Annotated in this window: 23 protein-coding genes; 13 read left to right on the plus strand and 10 right to left on the minus strand. The window is 69.3% G+C overall.

Annotated features, from left to right (window positions below):
* Positions 1 to 7: 7 nt before the first annotated feature.
* Both nrfD and dsrO read right to left on the minus strand, forming a co-directional pair.
* Positions 8 to 1,051, minus strand: coding sequence for an NrfD/PsrC family molybdoenzyme membrane anchor subunit (gene nrfD / locus HFGMBDPB_RS10165; RefSeq protein ID WP_016446235.1), 1,044 nt, complete (start codon positions 1,049 to 1,051; stop codon positions 8 to 10).
* Positions 1,052 to 1,067: 16 nt separating this feature from the next.
* Positions 1,068 to 1,913 (minus strand): sulfate reduction electron transfer complex DsrMKJOP subunit DsrO, encoded by an 846-nt coding sequence (gene dsrO, locus HFGMBDPB_RS10170; protein WP_016446234.1) that lies wholly within the window; start codon positions 1,911 to 1,913, stop codon positions 1,068 to 1,070.
* Positions 1,914 to 2,301: 388 nt separating this feature from the next.
* Between dsrO and HFGMBDPB_RS10175 the strand changes: the two genes are divergently transcribed.
* Positions 2,302 to 2,766, plus strand: a complete 465-nt coding sequence (locus HFGMBDPB_RS10175; protein ID WP_012206046.1) for a hypothetical protein — start codon at positions 2,302 to 2,304, stop codon at positions 2,764 to 2,766.
* Here HFGMBDPB_RS10175 and HFGMBDPB_RS10180 read toward each other — a convergent pair.
* From HFGMBDPB_RS10180 to HFGMBDPB_RS10195, 4 genes are all read right to left on the minus strand, one after another.
* Entirely contained in the window at positions 2,751 to 3,152 is a 402-nt protein-coding gene (locus tag HFGMBDPB_RS10180) for a DsrE family protein (protein WP_212645353.1), read from the minus strand. The two genes, HFGMBDPB_RS10175 and HFGMBDPB_RS10180, sit on opposite strands and share 16 nt — an antisense overlap.
* Positions 3,153 to 3,163: 11 nt before the next feature.
* On the minus strand, positions 3,164 to 3,970 hold the full coding sequence (dsbG, locus tag HFGMBDPB_RS10185; RefSeq protein ID WP_016446232.1) for a thiol:disulfide interchange protein DsbG: 807 nt from the start codon (positions 3,968 to 3,970) through the stop codon (positions 3,164 to 3,166).
* On the minus strand, positions 3,967 to 4,965 hold the full coding sequence (locus HFGMBDPB_RS10190) for a TlpA family protein disulfide reductase (RefSeq protein WP_016446231.1): 999 nt from the start codon (positions 4,963 to 4,965) through the stop codon (positions 3,967 to 3,969). The genes dsbG and HFGMBDPB_RS10190 overlap by 4 nt, the downstream gene beginning before the upstream one ends.
* 85 nt (positions 4,966 to 5,050) lie before the next feature.
* Positions 5,051 to 6,250, minus strand: a complete 1,200-nt coding sequence (locus HFGMBDPB_RS10195; RefSeq protein WP_074921337.1) for an MFS transporter — start codon at positions 6,248 to 6,250, stop codon at positions 5,051 to 5,053.
* A 145-nt stretch (positions 6,251 to 6,395) separates the two neighbouring features.
* Here HFGMBDPB_RS10195 and HFGMBDPB_RS10200 point away from each other — a divergent pair, with 145 nt between their 5' ends.
* The 8 genes from HFGMBDPB_RS10200 to HFGMBDPB_RS10235 all read left to right on the plus strand — a co-directional run bounded on the left by HFGMBDPB_RS10200 (position 6,396) and on the right by HFGMBDPB_RS10235 (position 13,351).
* Positions 6,396 to 6,983 carry a TetR/AcrR family transcriptional regulator gene (locus tag HFGMBDPB_RS10200; protein ID WP_016446229.1) on the plus strand — a complete coding sequence of 196 codons (588 nt, stop codon included), beginning with the start codon at positions 6,396 to 6,398 and terminating at the stop codon, positions 6,981 to 6,983.
* A gap of 150 nt (positions 6,984 to 7,133) precedes the next feature.
* Positions 7,134 to 7,796, plus strand: a complete 663-nt coding sequence (locus HFGMBDPB_RS10205; RefSeq protein ID WP_012206042.1) for a response regulator — start codon at positions 7,134 to 7,136, stop codon at positions 7,794 to 7,796.
* Entirely contained in the window at positions 7,793 to 9,322 is a 1,530-nt protein-coding gene (locus HFGMBDPB_RS10210; protein ID WP_212645354.1) for an ATP-binding protein, read from the plus strand. Before HFGMBDPB_RS10205 ends, HFGMBDPB_RS10210 begins: the two co-directional genes overlap by 4 nt.
* 204 nt (positions 9,323 to 9,526) lie before the next feature.
* On the plus strand, positions 9,527 to 10,264 hold the full coding sequence (locus HFGMBDPB_RS10215; RefSeq protein WP_016446227.1) for a c-type cytochrome: 738 nt from the start codon (positions 9,527 to 9,529) through the stop codon (positions 10,262 to 10,264).
* A gap of 17 nt (positions 10,265 to 10,281) precedes the next feature.
* On the plus strand, positions 10,282 to 11,283 hold the full coding sequence (locus HFGMBDPB_RS10220; protein ID WP_047327448.1) for a c-type cytochrome: 1,002 nt from the start codon (positions 10,282 to 10,284) through the stop codon (positions 11,281 to 11,283).
* Between the two features lie 303 nt (positions 11,284 to 11,586).
* Positions 11,587 to 12,207, plus strand: a complete 621-nt coding sequence (locus HFGMBDPB_RS10225; RefSeq protein WP_212645355.1) for a DUF2325 domain-containing protein — start codon at positions 11,587 to 11,589, stop codon at positions 12,205 to 12,207.
* Positions 12,204 to 12,707 (plus strand): ferric iron uptake transcriptional regulator, encoded by a 504-nt coding sequence (gene fur / locus HFGMBDPB_RS10230; protein WP_160852292.1) that lies wholly within the window; start codon positions 12,204 to 12,206, stop codon positions 12,705 to 12,707. The genes HFGMBDPB_RS10225 and fur overlap by 4 nt, the downstream gene beginning before the upstream one ends.
* On the plus strand, positions 12,704 to 13,351 hold the full coding sequence (locus HFGMBDPB_RS10235) for a nitroreductase family protein (RefSeq protein WP_133072914.1): 648 nt from the start codon (positions 12,704 to 12,706) through the stop codon (positions 13,349 to 13,351). Before fur ends, HFGMBDPB_RS10235 begins: the two co-directional genes overlap by 4 nt.
* Before the next feature lie 67 nt (positions 13,352 to 13,418).
* Here the strand turns inward: HFGMBDPB_RS10235 and HFGMBDPB_RS10240 are convergent, their stop codons facing one another.
* Together HFGMBDPB_RS10240 and HFGMBDPB_RS10245 are read right to left on the minus strand one after the other, a co-directional pair.
* Positions 13,419 to 14,306 (minus strand): class I SAM-dependent methyltransferase, encoded by an 888-nt coding sequence (locus HFGMBDPB_RS10240; RefSeq protein WP_016446222.1) that lies wholly within the window; start codon positions 14,304 to 14,306, stop codon positions 13,419 to 13,421.
* A 128-nt stretch (positions 14,307 to 14,434) separates the two neighbouring features.
* Positions 14,435 to 14,941: a hypothetical protein gene (locus HFGMBDPB_RS10245; RefSeq protein ID WP_026061999.1), complete on the minus strand. Its 507-nt coding sequence runs from the start codon at positions 14,939 to 14,941 to the stop codon at positions 14,435 to 14,437.
* Between the two features lie 153 nt (positions 14,942 to 15,094).
* On the opposite strand from HFGMBDPB_RS10245, the gene HFGMBDPB_RS10250 reads away from it, so the two are divergent.
* From HFGMBDPB_RS10250 to HFGMBDPB_RS10260, 3 genes are all read left to right on the plus strand, one after another.
* A complete protein-coding gene (locus HFGMBDPB_RS10250) occupies positions 15,095 to 15,445 on the plus strand; it encodes a hypothetical protein (RefSeq protein WP_016451613.1) in 351 nt (116 codons plus the stop codon).
* A 189-nt stretch (positions 15,446 to 15,634) separates the two neighbouring features.
* Positions 15,635 to 16,972, plus strand: coding sequence for a hemolysin family protein (locus HFGMBDPB_RS10255; RefSeq protein WP_016446219.1), 1,338 nt, complete (start codon positions 15,635 to 15,637; stop codon positions 16,970 to 16,972).
* Positions 16,959 to 17,468 carry a hypothetical protein gene (locus tag HFGMBDPB_RS10260; protein WP_017403869.1) on the plus strand — a complete coding sequence of 170 codons (510 nt, stop codon included), beginning with the start codon at positions 16,959 to 16,961 and terminating at the stop codon, positions 17,466 to 17,468. Before HFGMBDPB_RS10255 ends, HFGMBDPB_RS10260 begins: the two co-directional genes overlap by 14 nt.
* 190 nt (positions 17,469 to 17,658) lie before the next feature.
* Here HFGMBDPB_RS10260 and azu read toward each other — a convergent pair whose 3' ends face one another.
* Positions 17,659 to 18,117, minus strand: coding sequence for an azurin (gene azu, locus HFGMBDPB_RS10265; RefSeq protein ID WP_016446217.1), 459 nt, complete (start codon positions 18,115 to 18,117; stop codon positions 17,659 to 17,661).
* Positions 18,118 to 18,443: 326 nt separating this feature from the next.
* Between azu and HFGMBDPB_RS10270 the strand changes: the two genes are divergently transcribed.
* The gene (locus tag HFGMBDPB_RS10270) at positions 18,444 to 18,734 is read left to right on the plus strand and encodes a hypothetical protein (protein ID WP_016446216.1); all 291 of its coding nucleotides are present in this window, start codon (positions 18,444 to 18,446) and stop codon (positions 18,732 to 18,734) included.
* 45 nt (positions 18,735 to 18,779) lie between these two features.
* Here the strand turns inward: HFGMBDPB_RS10270 and HFGMBDPB_RS10275 are convergent, their stop codons facing one another.
* Positions 18,780 to 19,502 (minus strand): alanyl-tRNA editing protein, encoded by a 723-nt coding sequence (locus HFGMBDPB_RS10275; RefSeq protein ID WP_016451616.1) that lies wholly within the window; start codon positions 19,500 to 19,502, stop codon positions 18,780 to 18,782.
* Positions 19,503 to 19,680: the final 178 nt, after the last annotated feature.

Below are 19,680 nucleotides of genomic sequence, written 5' to 3' on the forward strand. Positions count from 1 at the left end.
GGCGGTGTCAGAGGGCGCGGGCCGCGGCCGAGCGCGCGGGAAACAGCTCCAGCGCCCAGGTGGCCAGCGTCACCAGTGCAATGCACAGGCCGGCCACGCCCAGCATGCCCAGCAGGCCGTCGCCGCCCAGCGGCATGTGGTAGATGTACAGGCCCGCGCCGTACTTGGGCACGCCTTGCACGCCCATGAACAGCGCCCAGCGGAAGGCCCAGGCCGCGGCGGCCAGCCCCAGCCCCAGGGCCAGCGTGTAGCGCGGGCAGGCCATGCGCTGACCACCCCGCACCAGGGCCCACAGCAGGGCGGCACCGGCCACGGCCGAGCCCAGCATGCTCAGGCGCCAGACCGGAAACTGCTGCCACAGCTGCAGCGCCGCCTGGAAGGAGCGGCCCTGGCCCAGCCAGCCGGCAACGGCCCAGACCACCACCATGGCCAGCAGGCACAGCGCCAGCGCCAGGCCCAGCATGCGCAGCGCCTGCAGGGCGCCGGCATCGGGGCGGTGGCGGGCGGGCAGAAAGCGCGCCGTCACCAGCATGCAGCCCACCGTGGCCAGCCAGCCCGTGAGTGCCAGGTTCAGCGGCACCCACAGCGTGTTCCACAGCGGGCGCGAGCGCACGGCCATCAGCTCGGCGCCGGTATAGGCGGTGATGGTCAGCGCCGACACGGCCAGCAGCGGCGCCAGCCAGCGCAGCCACTGCGGCCGGCCCAGCCACCAGGCCAGCACGAAGGCCAGCGCCAGTCCCACGAAGACAGGCAGCAGCAGCGCGCCCACCGACATCCACGACCACGGCGTGAAGTGCGCATAGAAATGCCAGAAGCGCGCAGGCTGGTGCAGGTCGGCCAGCAGCGACACGGGCGCCGCGATGGCGCTGACGGCCAGCACCAGCACGGCGGCCGGCAGCAGGCGCGCCATGGCGCTGGCGCGCGGCGCCCAGGCGCAGGCGGCGGCCAGCAGGGCGGCGCCCGTGGCAATGCCGGCCAGGAAGAAGTACTGCACGGCCCAGGGCAGCCAGGCCGATTCGTAGGCGGGGGTCAGGAGTTCGACGATGTGCATGGGGTGCTCCTTGCGTTCAGTGGGAAGTGACCAGCCGCACGCTGGCCTGCCCGTCCACGCCGTCGACGAAGGCGTCGGGCAATCCCAGGTAGTACACATGCGGGTCCGTGCCCATGGCGGGCTTGAGCACCTTGAGGTCCTTGGCGTGCTCGCGCATGCGCTGGCGGATCTCGCTGCCCTCGTCGTTGAGGTCGCCGATCACGCGGGCGCCGCCCACGCAGCTTTCCACGCAGGCCGGCAGCAGGCCGGCCTCCAGCCGGTGCTCGCAGAAGGTGCACTTGTCGGCGGTCTGCGTCTCGTGGTTGATGAAGCGTGCGTCATAGGGGCAGGCCTGCACGCAGTAGCCGCAGCCCACGCAGCGCTCGTTGTCCACCAGCACGATGCCGTCGCTGCGCTGGAAGGTGGCCTGCACCGGGCAGACCGGCACGCAGGGCGGGTTGTCGCAGTGGTTGCACAGGCGCGGCAGGTTGAGCATGGCCGGCGGCAGGTCCTCGTTGCCCGCGTGCTGCACCTCGTACTGCAGCACCGTGGTGCGGAACTGGCCCAGCGGCGGCAGGTTCTCCATGGAGCAGCTCACCGTGCAGGCCTGGCAGCCTATGCAGCGGCGCAGGTCCACCAGCATGCCGTAGCGCCTGCCGGCCTCGCCGGGACGGCGCGGCGGTTGAAAACCGGGGGTGCCGGGCGCGGCCGCCGCCACGGGCAGGGCCACGGCCGCCATGGCAGCGGCCAGCAGATCCTGCAGGAAGCCGCGCTTGCCTGCGGCGGGCTGCGCATGGGAGAGGGTAGGGGCGGGGATGTCCTGAGTGGAGGGCTTGCAGCTGCAGTCGTTGCAGCCGCTGCCGGCGCGGGATGTTTTTGGCATGGCCTGTCTTTCATCGTCCTGCGGCCACGGAGGGTGGTCGCTCAAACTCAATAAAGCATTAAAAATATGCTTTTTATATTGAATTTAATATATGAAATTCAGGGCCTTGGCGGCTTGATGTGAGTCAAGCAATGGGCTTTCCAAGTGCCTGCCGAGTGCCTGCCGAGTGCCTGCCGAGTGCCTGCCGAGTGCTTGCAAAGCGCCACCGACTGCCTGCCATGGACAGGCGCCCAAGGCAGTCCATAGCGTGTGGCGCAGGGATTAAGACGGGGTTAACAGGGTGACTGCATTCCTCGGGAATGCAGGGCGCGTATCGGAAATCACCCTCTTGTTTCCGTGCGCGGCCCCGGTCTACGCTGCTTGTGTCGCCACTGCCAAGGAGTTCTCCATGAACCATGCCCTGAACAGCCTTGCTTCGGAACTGGACCTTGCCGCCGAAGCCGGCGAGCACCTGAGGCTGCAATTCACACAGGCCTGCGTGGACCGCATCGCGCACCTGCTGGAAGACCCGGACGTCATCCGCTGCGCACAAGGCCTTCGCCGCTACCTGGACGGCCAGATCGACCGGCAGGAGCTGGACCGCCTGGCCCGCGAGGCGGCCAGCCTGGCCAACCACCACCAGGGATCACGCTCCCTCGACGGCTGCGGCCATGCCGCCGTGTCCGCCACCTATGCCACGGCCCATGGGCTGGCGGGCCGGGCGCTGCAGGCGGCCGACTACGCGGCCTACGCCATGGTCTATGGCGAGGGCGGCCACGGCGCCGTCACGGACCGCGAGTCGTTCGAGCCTGAATACCAATGGCAGGCGCGCTGCCTGGCCTCGCTGGCGCAGGCCGCTCAGCAGCGCACGTAGCACCAGGCCGACTGCTGCAGCAGGGCCAGTGACTCGATGCCGCCCTGCGGCAGCACGCGCATGCCGGCAGGCGCCTCGCGGCCCAGCTTCCTGAGCGTGTTCGGGCAGACCAGCGCATGGGCCAGGGCCTCTGCATCCAGATGCTGCGGCGTGCCCGGCGCGGCATCCAGCAGTGCCTCGACGGCCGGGCCGTTGATGACGATGCGGACTTCGGCACCGGGCCGGTCCTGGCGCAGGTTGGCCAGATTGCTGCGTGCACGGGCCAGGGCGCCGGGCGTGGGCGCATGCAGCACGATGCGCAGCGGCGGCGCATCCGGCCGGGTGGGGAACAGGTCGCTCCAGTCGCTGGAGGCGGTTGAATCGGCGGGACAACGGCTTGTGCTCATGGTCGTCCTCATCATTTCCTGCCACGCGGCCCCATGACCTCTTCCAGCAGGCCCGGTGGCAGGCCGGTGCGTACCTGCACCACTCCCTTGTCATCCTTCCAGACCAGGGCCGGCGTGGCACGCAGGCCCCAGGTGGACATCAGCGAGGCATGGCTGGCCAGCACCTGCCGCGTGGCCTGCGGCACCGGGGCCAGCGGCGTGGCGCCCGCGCCTTCTGCGCTGGCGCGGCCGGCCTTGGCATAGGCACGTGCGTGCTCGGCCAGGGCCTGCTCTGGCTGGCGCGCGGTCAGCATGGCGGCGGCCTTGCCCTCGCTGCTGGGCTTGAGGATGCCCACCAGAATGTGGCGCAACTGCACCTGGCCGCTCTCCACCCAGGGCCGGGCATCGTTCCACAGCTGGTTGCAATAGGGGCAGTTGGGGTCGGTGAACACATAGACCGTGCGCGGCGCGTCGGCGCGGCCATCCGGTATGGACTGGGCGCGCTGCACATCGCTCCACAGTTGCTCGCCCATGGGCTTTTGCACGGCGGCCTGCAGGGCCTGGGCGTTCACGTCGCGGCCCTGGGCGTCGATCACCGTGCCCAGCACCCAGTGCTTGCCGTCAGGCATGCGGTAGATGGGCACGGGCTGGCGGTCGCGGTAGGCGGCCCAGGCCTTGAGTCCGCCCACGGCCGGCAGCGGTCCCACCAGGGTCAGTCCCTGCTGGGCCAGGAAATCCTCCGATGGCAGCTCGGACGCCGCAGCCGGCAGGGCCAAGGCTGCCGATAGGGCCAGGGCTCCTGCCAGTGCAGGCAGGGGGAACAGGGGGGAAGCGCTCATGAACATTCCTTCAGATGCTGGGCCAGGCTGGCGCGCGACAGCTCGCCCATGCGCATGCCGCACAGCCGGCCGTCGGCGCCATAGAAATAGGTGGAAGGCAGGCCCCGCTGGCGCCAGTGCCGGCCGGCCTGCTGCTGCGGGTCGAACAGCACCTGGGCCAGCGGCAGCGGGGCCGTCGCCTGCTCGCGCCGCAGGTAGCCCATCACGGCCTCGGCAGACTCGCCCTGGTTGATCCAGATGAAACGCACATCGGGCCGCTGCTGCTGGGCCTGGGCCAGCACCGGCATCTCGCGCCGGCAGGGCGGGCACCAGGTGGCCCAGAGGTTGATCACCATGGGCTTGCCATCGGCCTGCTGCAACTGCTGCAGCGATACCGGCTGCGCCTGTCCGTTGACCAGGGTGAAGGCCGGCAGGGCCGGTGCATCTGCGGAGGGCAGCGCCTGCAGCAGGCTGCCCAGCACCAGCAGGGCCGCCCCCGCGCCCAGCGCCAGCCCTGTGGCGCGGCGCAGCACCGGGGAGCGGCGGCTGCGCCACAGCATGTACAGCAGCGCGGCCAGCAGGCCGGCCCACAGGTTCCATCCCCCGTCGCGGATATCGATGATGCGGCCTGCGAAGGCCGGCATCCCGCTCCAATCCCAGGGGGCCGGCGCGACCTCGGCCCACCACTGCGCGACATAGGCCAGGCGCGCCGCCAGCAGGCCGGCCAGGGTGCTTTGCCACAGCAGCGCATCCACGGCCTGGCCTGTGCGCCTTTCATTCCTGCGCGCCAGCCACTGCGCCAGCAGCCAGGCCAGCATGGCCACCACCACGCCCACCGGCAGGACCAGCGGCCCCAGCGCCAGGCTGGCAGGCAGGTGCAGCCAGGCGCCCAGCGCCGATAGCGCTGACGGCCCGCCAGGCTCTGCCGCTCCGGCAAGAACAGGCGAAGGCGCCAGCAGCAGGCCGGCAAGCAAGGGCAGGAAGGACGAAAGAAGAGGGGATGACCGGAGATGCATGGGCAAGGAGTTTCAGCCATGCAGGCTGACAGGCCGTGGATGCTGGCAGCGGGGAATTAACGGGGGGTTAACGGCCTCATGGCCATCAGGCTGCGACCGGTCCATTTCGCCCAGCCAATCCCATGGCCGCAGACAGCAGCAAGGCCGCAGCGGCCAAGCCGCCAGACAGCCAGAGCGTGGCGTGCAGCCCCCAGCCATCGACCAGTTGGCCGCCTGCCCATGAGCCCAGCGCAATACCGATGTTGAAGACGCCAACGTACAGCGCCGTGGCAATTTCCACGGCGCGTGGCGCAGCCTGCATCATCCAGGTCATCAGGCCCACCGATACGCCGCCGTAGGCCAGGCCCCAGACCAGCAGCACGGCGCCACCACCGGTTGGCGAGTCGCCCACGGACAGGAACAGCACAGGCGCCAGCAGCAGGCCCATGGCGATCGCAGCCAGACTCGGCACCGTGCGGCGCGCCGCGATGATGCCCGCCAGGAAGTTGCCCGCAATGCCCGCGATGCCGTAAGCCAGCAGCAGCGCGCTCATCCATTGCGCATCGAACCCGGACACCGTCAGCAGCAGCGGGCGCACGAAGGTGAAGGCCATGAAATGCCCGGCCACCAGCAGCAGCGTCAGTGCCAGCCCGGCCTGCAGCCTGCGGTTGGCCAGCTGATGACTGAATTGGCGCAGGCTGGCCGAGCCTGTGGCAGGCAGGGCGGGGAGAACGGCCATGTGCAGCGCCAGCACCAGTGCGCTGAAGCCTGCCATGCCACCGAATGCCCAGCGCCATCCCGCGAAATCGCCGATCAGCGCGCCCAGCGGCACGCCCAGCACCGAGGCCGCCGCCACGCCGCCAAAGATGATGGAGGTTGCCAGGCCCATCGACGCCTGGGGTACCAGCCGTGCCGCCAGCCCGCCCGCGATTGCCCAGATGCCGCCCATGCAAAAGCCCACCAGGACGCGCGCGGCCAGCAGCCAGATCAGCGACGGCGCCAGCGCCGAGGCCAGGTTGGCCAGCACGAGCAGGGCCAGCAGTCCGCACAGGATGCGGCGCCGGTCCATGCCGCCCGCCGCCATCACCACCAGCGGCGCGAACAGCGCGGCCAGCAGCGCCGGCAGCGAGATCATCAGGCCGGCCCTGCCCATGGAGGTGCCCAGGCTGCCAGCAATGGATGTGAGCAGGCCGACCGGCAGCATTTCCGTGGTCACCACGGAAAAGGTGGCCAGGCCCACGGCGGACACGGCCAGCCACGGGCGGCGCGCGGCGGGTTCGGGCCGCGTGGAGGAAGACGAATTCATGGTCCAGATCCCTTCAAACAGGTGGGGGGGTGTTGCACCGCCGTCGCGGGACAGAGAAAATACATACGCTGCGTATGAATAGAATCCTATATACATGCGCTTCGTATGTAAATAATCATGCATGCCGTATGTAAGGAGATTGGCCATGGTCCGCCGCACCCGCGCCGAGATGGAAGAAACCCGCGCCACGCTGCTGGCCACGGCCCGCAAGGCCTTTGGAGAGCAGGGCTACGCCGATGCCTCCATGGACGATCTCACCGCGCAGGTGGGCCTGACGCGGGGCGCGCTGTACCACCATTTCGGCGACAAGCAGGGCCTGCTGGCGGCCGTGGTCGAGCAGATCGATGCCGAGGTGGATGAACGCCTGAAGGCCATCACCGCCCATGCCCGGGATCCCTGGCAGGGCTTTCGCAGCCGCTGCCGGGCCTACCTGGAAATGGCGCTGGAGCCTGAAATCCAGCGCATCGTGCTGCGCGATGCGCGCGCGGCTTTGGGCGGAGCGCTGCCGCAATCGCAGCGCCACTGCATTGCGTCCATGCAGGCATTGATTGCTGACCTCATGGCGCAGGGCATCGTGGCCCGGGCCGATCCGCAGGCGCTGGCATCGCTGATCTACGGCAGCCTGGCCGAAGCGGCTTTCTGGATTGCCGAGGGCGAGGACGCCGACCTGCGGCTGGAGCGCGGCGCGGCGGCGCTGGACCTGCTGCTGGGCGGGCTGCTGGCCCGGCCCTGAGCGGGCCGCCTGGCCGCATTCTTGTGCACCCGCCTGCGAAATTCGGCACGCCGCCGCGCCAGCGCGGCAAATCTGCGATGCTCAGTCGCTTTTCGTTCCCGACTTGGATACAGACGGCGGGGCCTGGCGCCAGGCCCTGCGGACAACAACATGCATGTTCTCTTGGTGGAAGACAACGCGCTGGTGGCCAGCGGCGTGCGGGCCGGCCTGCAACTGCAGGGCTTTGGCGTGGATACCGTGGCCTCGGCCGGGCAGGCGGATGCGGCCATCCGTTCCTCGCATTTCGATGCCTGCGTGCTGGACCTGGGCCTGCCGGACGAGGATGGCCTCTCGCTGCTGGCGCGCTGGCGCGGCCAGGGCCTGCAGGTGCCCGTGCTGGTGCTGACGGCGCGCGATGCCGTGTCACAGCGCATCGAGGGCCTGCAGACCGGCGCCGACGATTACCTGGTCAAGCCCTTTGACCTGCACGAACTGGCGGCGCGCCTGCATGCGCTGCTGCGCCGCGCGGCCGGCCGCAGCGTGGACTGGATCGAGCTGGGCGAGGTGCGCATCAACCCCGCTGCCGGCCATATCCAGCGCCAGGGCCGCACCGTGGAGCTGTCGCGCCGCGAGTGGTCGCTGCTGCGCGCGCTGCTGCAGTCGCCGGGCCGCATCCTGAGTACCGAGCAACTGCGCGACAGCCTCTACGGCTACAGCCAGGACGTGGAGAGCAATGCCGTCAACGTGCATGTGCACCACCTGCGCCGCAAGCTGGGCCATGAACTGGTGGAGACGGTGCGCGGCGAGGGCTACCGCCTGGGCCTGCACCCATGATGCGCAGCCTGCGCGTGCGCCTGCTGGCATGTCTGTGCCTGGCGCTGTGCACGTTGTGGGGCGGGGTGGCGGCCTGGATGTTCTCGGACATGCGCAACGAGCTGCGCACCGTGCTGGATGACCGGCTGATCGCCTCGGCGCGCATGGTGGCAGGCATCGTCCACCAGTTCCGGCCTGCCCGGGAGCTGCCGCAGGACTGGAGCCCCATGCTCAACGTGATCGCGCGCGACGGCGTGGCCTGCGAGGTCAGCCTGGTGCGCGGCGAGGTCCAGCCCGTGCGGCCCGAATCGGCCCTGCCGCAGGTGCTGGCCAAGACCGAGGGCAGCCCCGTGTTCCCGCAGAGCATGCCGCTGGGCTTCTCGACCATCATCAAGGGGGGCAAGCCCTGGCGCACCTATGTGCTGGAGGACCACGGCGTGCGCATCGCCACGGCCGACCGCATCGATGTGCGCGAGGGCCTGATCCACGGCTTTGCCTACACCATCGTCCTGCCCTTCGTGCTGGCCCTGCTGGCCAGCATGGGGCTGATGTGGTGGGCCGTGACCCAGGGCCTCAGGCCGCTGGAGGCCCTGCGGCGCGAACTGGCGCGCCGCCCGCCCGGCGACGATTCGCCCGTGGCCCAGGGCCTGCAGACGCGCGAGCTGGCGCCGCTGGTGGGCACGCTCAACCAGTTGCTGCACCGCGTGCGCGCGGCCATCGACCGCGAGCGCCGCTGGAGCGACGACGCGGCCCATGAGCTGCGCACGCCGCTGACCGCCATCAAGACCCATGTGCAGGTGGCGCAGATGGCGCTGGCGGCGCCCGGCATGCCTGCCGGCCTTCTGGCCGCGCCGCCCGGCTCCATGGCCCGCGATTCGCTGGCCCAGGCGGGCGAAGGCGTGGAGCACCTGCAGCACACGCTGGAGCAGTTGCTGCTGCTGGCGCGGCTGGAGCAGCATGAATCGGGTGCCGCCAATGCGCTGGCCTGCGGCGATGCGCCTGCCGATGCGCTGCAGGCGCTGGACAAGGCCTGGCAACTGGCGGTGAATGCCGTGAGCGCCGGAGCACCGGCGCCGGCGCAGCGCCAATGGTTGGACACGCACCAGCAGCCCGGCAACGGCGCCTGGCCGCTGGCCATCTCCGAGCCCCTGCTGGTCTCGGCCCTGCGCAATCTGCTGGAAAACGCCCTGCGCCATGCGCCGCAGCATGCCGTGGAACTGGCCGTGCGGCCCATTGGCGCCATGCCGGGCACGACGCAGCAGCCGGGCACAGGCTATGTGGAGTTCACCGTGGCCGACCATGGCCCGGGGCTCAGCGCCGAGGAATGCGAAGAGGCCACGCGCCGCTTCTGGCGCAAGCGTCCCCAGGAGCATGGCAGCGGCCTGGGCCTGCCCATCGTGCAGCGCATCGCCGAATGCGCAGGCGGCTGCCTGCTGTTGCAGCCGCGCAGCCTGTGGAGGCCCGAAGAAGGCGATGCGAGCGGGCTGGTCGCACGCCTTTATCTGCCGTTGGCGGCGGGCGCCGGCGCACTGGTGCCGACGCACTGACGAGAGCGCACCGACGCCGGCGCACCGACGCCGGCGCATTAACGCCGACTTAATCTGCGCTGCGTATCGTGCCGACCTGGCTGGCCAGCCGCGCAGGTATTGCGCCGTGCGGGGGCAGCCGCAGGTATCCAGAACTGACCCTGTCCGCCGCTGCCGCGCACCTGCCGGCGCCCACGCATGGCAGGGCAACAGCCTCTTCCCACGATGAACCGCATGAACAAACAGACCCTGTCCCGGTCGTGCATCGCCATTGCTGTCGGCATCTGCATGCCGATGGGCGGCGCCTGGGCACAAGACACCTCCGCTGCGCAGGCGGCAGTGCAAGGCAACGCTGCCGCTGGCCAGAAGATCGCCCAGGCGGGCACGCCCCAGGGCGCGGCGGCCTGTGCCACCTGCCACGGCGCCAAGGGCGAGGGCATGGCGGGCTTTCCGGCCCTGGCCGGCCAGCACGCCGGCTATCTGGCGCGCCAGCTGCAGCACCTGGCCGACGGCAGCCGGCAGGCGCCCGTGATGGCGCCCATGGCCAAGGCCCTGTCGGCCCAGGACCGTGCCGACGTCTCGGCCTACTACGCCAGCCTGCCGCTGCCCATCCAGCCCGTGCGCGGCCCGCTGCCCAAGGGCAAGGACGATGACGGCGCCTGGCTGGTCGAGCGTGGCCGCTGGGCCGACGGCATTCCTGCCTGCGCCCAGTGCCATGGCCCTGGCGGCGTGGGCGTGGGAGCGGACTTCCCCGCCATCGGCCACCTGACGGCCGACTACATGCAAAGCCAGGTCGCCGCCTGGAACAAGGGCCAGCGCGAGGCCGGCCCCCTGGGCCTGATGGGCAAGATCGCCCGCAAGCTCACGCCCGAAGACATCCAGGCGGTGGCGTCCTACTACGCCCGCCTGCATGGCGCGGGCACAGCCACCGCAGCCACGGCCTCCGCGCCGGCCAAACCCTGATGGACCGGGAGCCGATCATGTCCGACACACCACGCAATCCCGCCCCCGGCAGTTCCAACACCGCCGAATACATCGTCGTTGCCTGCCTGTTCGCCGGTCTGGCGGGCACACTCGCCTATGGCATGTACGTCAGCCGTCCTGCCCGGCCCGACGTGCCGGTCAACGTGGCCGCCGCACCCGCTGCTGTCCCCGCAAAGCCCGATGCCCAGCCCGTTCAGGGGGCTGCCGACGGCGCAGCCTTCACGCCGCCCGGTGCCCGCGACATTCCGGACACCCCCATGGGCGAGTGGATCCGCCGTGGCGAGGCCATCTTCCTGCGCACGCCGGCCAACGCCGTGGGCTTTTCGGGCAACACCCTCAACTGCGTGAACTGCCACCTGGACGCAGGCCGGCTCAAGGGCGCCGCACCCATGTGGGGTGCCTACCCGCTGTACCCGGCCTACCGCAAGAAGACCAACCACGTGGACACCTTCGCCGAGCGCGTGCGCGGCTGCTTCATGTACAGCATGAACGGCAAGGCCCCCGACGACGGCCACGACATCCTCGTGGCGCTGGAGGCCTATGCCTACTGGATGGCGCAGAAGGCGCCCACGGGCGAGAAGCTGCCCGGCGCGGGCTTCACCAAGGTGGGCAAGGCCGTGCAGGAGCCCAGCTTCGAGCGCGGCGCCAAGGTCTACGAGGCCAAGTGCGCGCTGTGCCACGGCCCTCAGGGCCAGGGCCAGGAAGTAGGCGGCGTGACCGTGTTCCCGCCGCTGTGGGGCAAGCAGTCCTACAACTGGGGCGCGGGCACGCACGAAGTGGACAAGGCCGCCAGCTTCATCAAGGGCAACATGCCCTACGGCAACCCCACGCTGGATGACCAGGAGGCCTGGGACGTGGCCACCTACATCAACAGCATGGAGCGCCCCCAGGACCCGCGCTTCACCGGCAACGTGGCCGACACGCGCAAGCAGTTCCACGACAACCCGTACTCGCTGTACGGCACCGAGGTCAACGGGCGGCTGCTCAAGGGTCTTTGAGCGGATCGGACAGGCAACGGCAGGCCGGGCGCAGGCCTGCGTTGCTGCAAGGGACAGGGCGCTGACGGCCGCCCTGCAAGCGCATCTGCGCCGGTGCGGCCTTTGCACCAGACGGCGTACGGTCATCGGTTTGACGGCCGGCATTTCATGATTTAATAAGAATCATTCTCACTGATTTGCCGACGCATCCGGCTTGCACCGCAGCACACCGCCTTGCCGGCAAGCCCGGCCCGTGCCGCACGCGGCCATGCGCACAGGCCTTCGCGCGACCGCCGCGCGATGCTCAGGTTTGCCGAGGAAACCATGACCCAGACCTTGGACGACATTCAGCAGCTGGCGCACGAGCACCAGGTGCTGCTGCGTGGCTACGGCCACGCCCAATTGCGCAGCAGCGAGCTGCTGTGCCTTCAAGCCCAGGAAATAGAGAGGCTGCAAAGGCTGGTGATCCGCCAGCGCGCGGCCTTGATGGCCAAGGAAACCCAGCTGCTGTGGGCGCGCGAGGAGCGCGAGGCGCTGGAGAAGGCCATTCCCGGCCTCTCGCGCCGCGTCACGCTGGCGCGGCGCGTGGAGTCGCTGCTGGTGCGCGTGCAGGACCTGTTGCGCGAGCGCGCACGCTGGCAGCGCCAATCGGCCGCGCCCCTGGCGCAGCCCGCCGTGCCTGCAGCGGGCGCGCATGCGCGGAAGCCCGAACAGGACGCCGAGGCCTTCGAGGCCAGCCTGCGCGAGGCCGACCTGGTGATCTGCCAGACCGGCTGCCTGAGCCACGGCGAGTACTGGCGCGTGCAGGACCATTGCCAGCGCACGGGCAAGACCTGCGTGCTGGTGGAGCAGCCCGATGCGCTGCGCATCGTCCGCATACACCGGGGCGCCGACGGCGGCGACAACCCCGCCATGACGCTGAGCCACGGAGACACGACCGCATGACACGCAGCAAGATGCCCCTGAGCCCGGGTGGCGAACCCGAACTGCGCAGCGTGGGCCTGAAGGCCACGCTGCCGCGCATGCAGGTGCTGGAAATCTTCAGGCAGAGCGCATCGCGCCACCTGCATGCCGAGGACGTGTTCCGCCTGCTGGCCGAGCGGCGTGCCGAAGTGGGCCTGGCCACCATCTACCGCGTGCTGTCCCAGCTGGAGGCGGCGGGCCTGCTGCTGCGCCAGACCTTTGAAAGCGGCAAGGCGGTGTTCGAGCTCAACGAGGGGCCGCACCATGACCACCTGATCTGCCTGCAGTGCGGACGCGTGGATGAATTCAGCAACGACCACATCGAGGCGCTGCAGCACCAGGTGGCCCAGGCCCACGGCTACCGCCTGGCCGACCACCGCCTGGCCCTGTACGGCCATTGCAGCGCGTGCTCGCGGCTGCCACCCGAATCACCGGCACAGCCCGAGCAGGCAAGACAGCCTGCGCTGCAGGACAACGAATGAGCACCAACGACAGATCCCTGACCCCCGAGCAGCGCGCCGCCCTGGACCTGCTGATGTCGCGCCAGTCGCGCTGGCCGCTGCAGGACCCGGCGCCGGGCGCAGACGTGATCGACACCGTCATCGATGCCGCACTGCGCGCCCCCGACCACGGGCAGCTGCGGCCCTGGCGCTTCGTGCTGGTGCAGGGCGATGCGCGCCATGCGCTGGGCGAGGTGTTCGTGCAGGCCGCCAGGGCGCGCGACCCGCAGGCCGACGCCGAGCGATTCCGCGCCAAGGCCTTGTCCGCCCCGCTGATCATTGCGCTGGGCGTGCACCTGCAGCCCGAGCACAAGGTGCCAGAGAGCGAGCAACTGCTGGCTGGTGGCGCTGCCGCCATGAACATGCTCAACGCCCTGCACATCCTGGGCTTTGGCGGCTTCTGGGCCAGCGGCGCCAACAGCCACGATGCGCGCGTGCGCGAGGCCCTGGGATTCGAGCCCCATGACCGGCTCGTCGGCCTGCTGTATGTGGGCACGCCCGTCTCGGCCGGCCGCGAAGCCCTGCGGCCGCCGCGCAACCGCTTTGTGCGCGAATGGCAGCCCGGGAAAGACCTGGTGCAAGGCCTGGCCCTGGCCCTGTCTTCCAGCGCGGCCGACGCAGGCTGATCCTGCTTCCTTGAAGCAAAGATGCCCGGCTTGACCGGGCATCTTTCGTTGCGGCTGCGCAATCGGCCTAAGCCGCCGTCTCGACCGACTTCAGCTGGTAGATGGCATAGAAGTGCACGCCAAAGGTCCAGCGGAATGCCGGCCCCACCAGCGAGTAGGGCGGGCCGTAGCCTTCCATCACCTGGTGCGCGGCCACCAGCTGCAGGCGGGGATGGGCTTGCGCCAGATCGGCCTCGCGGCGCAGGCCCCAATGGAACTGGGCCTGGGTGAGCCGGACCGAAGGGTGCTGGCTTGCGCGCCCGGCCGCCAGCCAGCACATGGCGTCGAACACCAGCTCCGAGCCCGGCGGGCTGCGTTGCGCAAACGTGGTCCACAGCGCCTGCATCTGCTCTGGCTGCAGGTACATGGAAACGCCCTCGGCCATCATGAACACCGCAGGCCCGGACCTGTCGGCCGGCAGTCCCAGCCGCTGCCACCAGTCGGCATCGGCCAGGTCGAATTCGCGGATCTCCTGGCGCTCCGATTGCCGGGGCAGCAGCTGCCTGCGCAGCGCGGTCACCGGTCCCAGGTCCGCATCCGTCATGTGCATCTGCCCGTTGTCCAGCCATTGGAAATAGTCGCTGAGGCCGCAGCCCAGGTTCACCACATGGCCCTGCGGCTGGCGCTGCAAGAAGTCCTGCGCCAGCGCGCGAAAGCAGTGCGTGCGCGCCAGCACGCCGTAGATGCTCTGCCGGTCCTGCAGCCACCGGCTGCCGTCGTCGCCCAGCTGGGTCAGGGTGTCCAAGGCGTGGGCGTCACTGACGGCCATGCCGGGAAACAGCCGCTCGCCCAGGGCGCGGGCGGCCAGTGGAATGCGCAAGGTCTCGCTGACATCGGACAGTTTTTCCTGGCGTGGCGAGGAGGGCTGCGCGTCGGGCAAGGCCGTTGCGGCCGTCGGGGCAAGAGATTCGGGCATGGCGGGCTCCTGTGCGTTGCCGGCCGGGGCGGGCGGCATCCACCTTCCATGAATTGCTTCAAGGGCTGATACCCATATTAGGGCCTGTTCGCACGAATGCAGGCAACCTGAAGGGAAGCTGCCTGCCATCAATCCTTGTTCACCTTGTGGTCCTCGCCCTTGGCCTGTTCCATGGCCTCGGGCTCCAGCTCCTCGGCGGAGCGGTTGAGGTGGATGAAGGCACCCCAGCCCAGCAGCAGGACACCCACGGCGCTGACCAGGGCGGCGGGATAGAGCAGGTGGGCCGGCTCTTCCTGCGTCTTGAAGGCAGCGACCAGGGCTTCGACGGCCAGGGCCACGACCAGCACCACCAGAAAGCGCGAGAGAAACCGGCGCACGCGCGTGGGGCCGCTGATATGGGCCTCGCGTATGACCTCCTCTTCGGTGATGGTCTGGGCGATCTGCAGCGCGACCACGCCCGAGGCCAGAATGCCCAGCGCCTCGACGATGCGCAGCCCCGAATCGCCATCCACGCCATGCGCCATGGCGTTCCAGCCCTTGAGGCCTGCAATCCACAGCAGGGCGATGGCCGCCAGCGAAAACAGCAGGGCGATGAGCGCGTGCACGACGGTGAAAAGGGTATGGAGTGCTTTCATGGCAAAGGGCGGAGAGTGGGCCGTGGCGCATGTTTCCACGGCGCCGGCGCGCCGCTTGTAGGAAACGGCGAACAGCCGTGGACAGTGGCAGGCAGCGGTGGGCAGGCGCGGTGCCTGCCCGCGGGTGCGGCGCATGGATAAAATCCCCGGACCATGTCCAGATGGTTCATCGTGGCTTTTTCCCTGCACTTCGTCGTCAGCGTGGCCTTGTCCACGCTGGGGCTTGTGCCATGGCGGGCCCTGCCGGGGGCCGCTTGCGAGCCGGCCGGCGCCGCCTGCGCCAGCGTGCAGCGCACGGCAGCGCCGCTGGTGGACACGGCCTCCCTGCTCGATGACTTCGACCATGCGCTGATGGACGATCAGCAGGACCTCCCCGATGTCATGCATGCCGTCGATGGCGTGGATGCCCCTCGGCTGCAGGCCGATCGCCATGTCGCCAGCAGCCTTCGCGAAGGACCGTGGCGCAGCCTGGCCCCGCCCGACCGGCCTCCCCGGGCGGCCTGATCCCCTTTGCGACCTGCCGGGGCCGTTGGCTCCGCCGGGTCGGCGCATGCGGCATCCACGCCGTTCGCCGGGTCCTGTCCGGCATGCCCCGTCTGCGGGGCTGGCCTATCGCTTCCAATCTCTCCGGACCCAGCGCAGCATGGGCCCTTTTTGCCGCAGCGGCGGCTCCCGGTTCCCAGAACAAGCATCATGGAAATTGCCATTCTTTTTGCGCTGATCCTGCTCAATGGCGTCTTCGCCATGTCCGAGATCGCGCTGGTGACGGCGCGCAAGGCTCGCCTGCAAAAACTCATAGACGAGGGGGACGCCGGCGCCGCCGCAGCCGCCCAGCTGGGGGCCGACCCCACGCGTTTCCTGTCCACCATCCAGATCGGCATCACCTCCATCGGCGTGCTCAACGGCATCGTCGGCGAGGCCGCGCTGGCCGCTCCCCTGGCCGAGTGGCTGCAGCGCCTGGGCGTGCCCGCGCCCTATGGCGGCTACACGGCCACGGCGCTGGTGGTGGTGCTGATCACCTATTTCTCCATCGTCGTCGGCGAGCTGGTGCCCAAGCGCATCGGCCAGACCTATCCCGAGACCTTTGCGCGCCTGATCGCACGCCCAGTCAACTGGCTGGCCCATCTGACCAAGCCCTTCGTGGTGCTGCTGTCCGTGTCCACCCATGCGCTGCTGCGCCTGCTGGGCGTCAAGGAAAACAGCGGCAGCGCCGTCACGGAGGAAGAGATCCACGCCATGCTGGCCGAAGGCACGACGGCCGGCGTCATCGAATCGCACGAGCACACCATGGTGCGCAACGTGTTCCGCCTTGACGACCGCCAGATCGGCTCGCTGATGGTGCCGCGCAGCGATGTGGTCTGCCTGGATGCCGATGCGCCATTCGAGGACAACCTGCGCGTGATCGAGCAGTCCGACCATGCGCGCTTTCCCGTGGTGCGCGGCGGCATGGACTCCATCATCGGCGTGCTCAACGCGCGCCAGTGGCTGTCGCGCGCGCTGCAGGGCAAGGATCAGGGCCTGACCGACCAGCCCATGCAGACCGCGCTCTATGTGCCCGAGACCATCACCGGCATGGAGTTGCTGGAGAGCTTTCGGCTGTCCGACGTGCACATGGCCTTCGTGATCGACGAGTACGGCGAGGTCCAGGGCATCGTCACCCTGCAGGACCTGGTGGAGGCCATCACGGGCGAATTCCAGCCCCGCGATCCGCGCAACTCCTGGGCGCTGCAGCGCGAGGACGGCAGCTGGCTGCTGGACGGCCACATCCCCGTGCCCGAGCTCAAGGACCGGCTGGAGCTGGCCACCGTGCCCGAGGAAGAGCGCGGCCGCTACCACACGCTGGCCGGCATGGTCATGCTGCTCACGGGCCGGCTGCCGCGTGTCACCGACACCGTGCAATGGGAAGGCTGGCGCTTCGAGGTGGTGGACATGGACGGCAAGGCCATCGACAAGGTGCTGGCCATGCGCGTTGACGTGTCGCTGCAGGTGCCCGGCGACGAAGACGCAGGAGCAGCCCATGCACCGCGTTGAACGACGGGCCCCGCGCTGCGCCTGGAAACTGCTGGCATGCGCGGCGGCCGTGGTCTTCATGGCCGCCTGCCTGGACGGCGTGCAGGGCTACCCGCAGCAGCAGGCGCCCATCATCAGCCCCTACGACATGACGCAGGAGCAGCGGCTTGCCGAAATGAACGCCATGGGCGCGGCCGGCCATGCCGACCACCGCTGGACCTACGAACTTCGCCCCGGCTGCGTGCTGCGCGTGGACCTGGACGGCCCGCAAGGCCCGCGCCCTTCCCTCGATATCGCCCTGCTGGGCAGCGTGGTGGCCGTCACGTCCCAGCGTGAACGCGGCAGTTTCCGCGTGGAGTTGCAGCCCGGCGACGGCCTGCAGTCGGCACGGTCCCTGGTGCTGGAAAGCACCAAATGGGCCGACGCCAGCTGGACCCAGCTGCTGCTGCGCCTGATGCAAAAGGGTTGCATGGAAATGCAGGGCCGCCCGCACGGCAGGACCGCCAGCCGGCACTGAGAGGCAGCGCACAACGGCACGGATCGGCACGGATCGGCATGCATCGGCAGGGACCTGCAGGGACCGGCAGGCCAGGCAAGCGTGGCTTGCCCGGTCCCGCAAATGTGAGGGGCGGAAACGACAAGCGGCACCGAAGTGCCGCCGGGTAGGGCGCGGGGCGCAGGGTCCCGGGCCAGGGCAGATCGCCGGCTTACTTGGCCAGCGTCAGCGTGCCCTTCATCAGCGCGGAATGGCCGGGGAAGGAGCAAAAGTAGCTGTAGGCTTCGCCCGCCTTCAGGGCGGCGGTGGAGAAGGTCACGGAGTCGGTCTCGCCGCCGCCGATCACCTTGGTGTGGGCGATCACGCGGGCGTCCTTGTCCTTCACGAAGTCCTTGGCGGCGCCGGCGGCGATGCCGTCATTGGCCACGGGCTGCAGGTCGGCCGTCTTGCTCAGTACCCAGTTGTGGCCCATGGCCGTCTTGGGCAACTTGCCCACGTGCTTGAGCTTGACCGTGAACTGCTTGCAGCTGGCGGGCACGCTGATGGTGGGCTTGTTGAACTGCATGGCGTCATTGCCTTCGATCTCGACGGCGCAGTCGGCGGCCAGCACAGGTGCGGCGACGGCAGTCATTGCGAGGGCCAAGAGGACGGGTTTCCATTGCATTGCCATTGTTTTCTCCTTGAAAAGCGGGTGAGGTGGCTGGCATCCGGTGGCCATGGACCGGCAGGCGGTCTGTCGCCATGGATGCTTTGTATGGCTGCCTCCAGCATAGACAGGATGGGGGAGGGCGGGTTGATTTGAATCAAGTCAAAACAGTTCGAAGACCTGCGCTCCAAGCATGCGGTATGGCGTCACGCCGGCAGGGTATGCGCGGTGGCTGTCGCCGGGAATCACTTGCCGTCCGTCGTCTTTTGGCGACGGGCAACCCCACAGCTCGCATGCCTCTACTCACCCCAGTCACATTTGGGTACGATTGCGGCACATAGAGAGGGTTTATGAGAGTGATGGTTTTCATAGGTGCTGTCATTGGCGCCATCTTTCTGCTGACGGCGTTCTTCGTCGACAGCTCCCAGCAACAGACGGCGCTGGCGGGCATGGCCTGTGCCAGCGTCCTCATTCCGTACGTGCTGTTCAGGTTGCACTCGATCGCCGTCGAGCAGGACAAGCTCGATCAGATCCTGCAGCTGATGCGAAAGTCCGGCAGCCAGCCCGAAGGGGTGGCTCCGGGCGGCGAGGGGTCCCGTGAGCCGGGTGGCCCCTCGGCGCCCAGGTCCTGGATGTCCTGAGGCACGGGGCGGCAGCCAAGGCAGGCCAGGCAGGTCCTGCAGGCCTCAGGCGAACTGCACGACCACGCGCCGGTTGGTGCGGCTTTTCTTCTCGATCTTGGTGACGGCCACCGTGCCGATCTCGGCCGTGCTGCGCACATGCGTGCCGCCGCAGGGCTGGCGGTCCAGGCCGGGGATGTCGATGATGCGGATCGTCGCCGTGCCGCCCGGGGGCGCGGCGCCTGCGGTGCGTACCAGGTCGGGCTGGGCGGCCAATTGCTCGGGCGTGATGCGGTCCACGTTCACGGCATGGCTGGCGGCGATCAGGGCGTTCAGGCGCTCCGTCAGATCGGCCTTGTCCAGCGTGGATTCAGGCAGGTCGAAATCCAGGCGTGCCGAGTCCGGCGAGATGCTGCAGCCCGTCACGGGCACGGGCACCAGCACGCCCAGCAGGTGCAGGCAGGTGTGCAGGCGCATCAGACGGTGGCGCCTGTCCCAGTCGATGGCTACCTGCACGCGCTCGCCGACCTGGGGCGGCGCATCGGTCTGCAGCACATGCAGGATGCGCTGGCGGTCATCGGCATAGACGGTGTCGATGACCGCCAGGCTGCGTCCGTCTGCCAGGATCAGCGTGCCGGTGTCTCCGGCCTGGCCGCCGCTGCGGGCATAGCAGACCGTGGCATCCAGCTCGATGCCTTCGGGGCTGACCGCGATCACGGTGGCTTCGCAGCGGTCCAGGTAGGCGTCGTCGTCAAAGAGCTTGTGCGTCTGGGACAGGGGCATGGGCATGGGGTGTCTCCGGGGTCATGTCGCGGTCCATGGTATCGGCGGCATGGCGGGGCCGGGCAGTACGCCTGGGCGAAAAGTCCCCAGTACAGTCCATGGCCCGCAGCGGTGGCAGTCGGCTGCTTGACAGCCTGTCAAGTGCCCGGGTCCGCGACCTGACAAGATCGGCGCCCGCGCCGCG

The sequence above is a fragment of the Delftia sp. PE138 genome, assembly GCF_018320755.1.
Classification (GTDB): Bacteria; Pseudomonadota; Gammaproteobacteria; order Burkholderiales; family Burkholderiaceae_C; genus Comamonas; species Comamonas tsuruhatensis.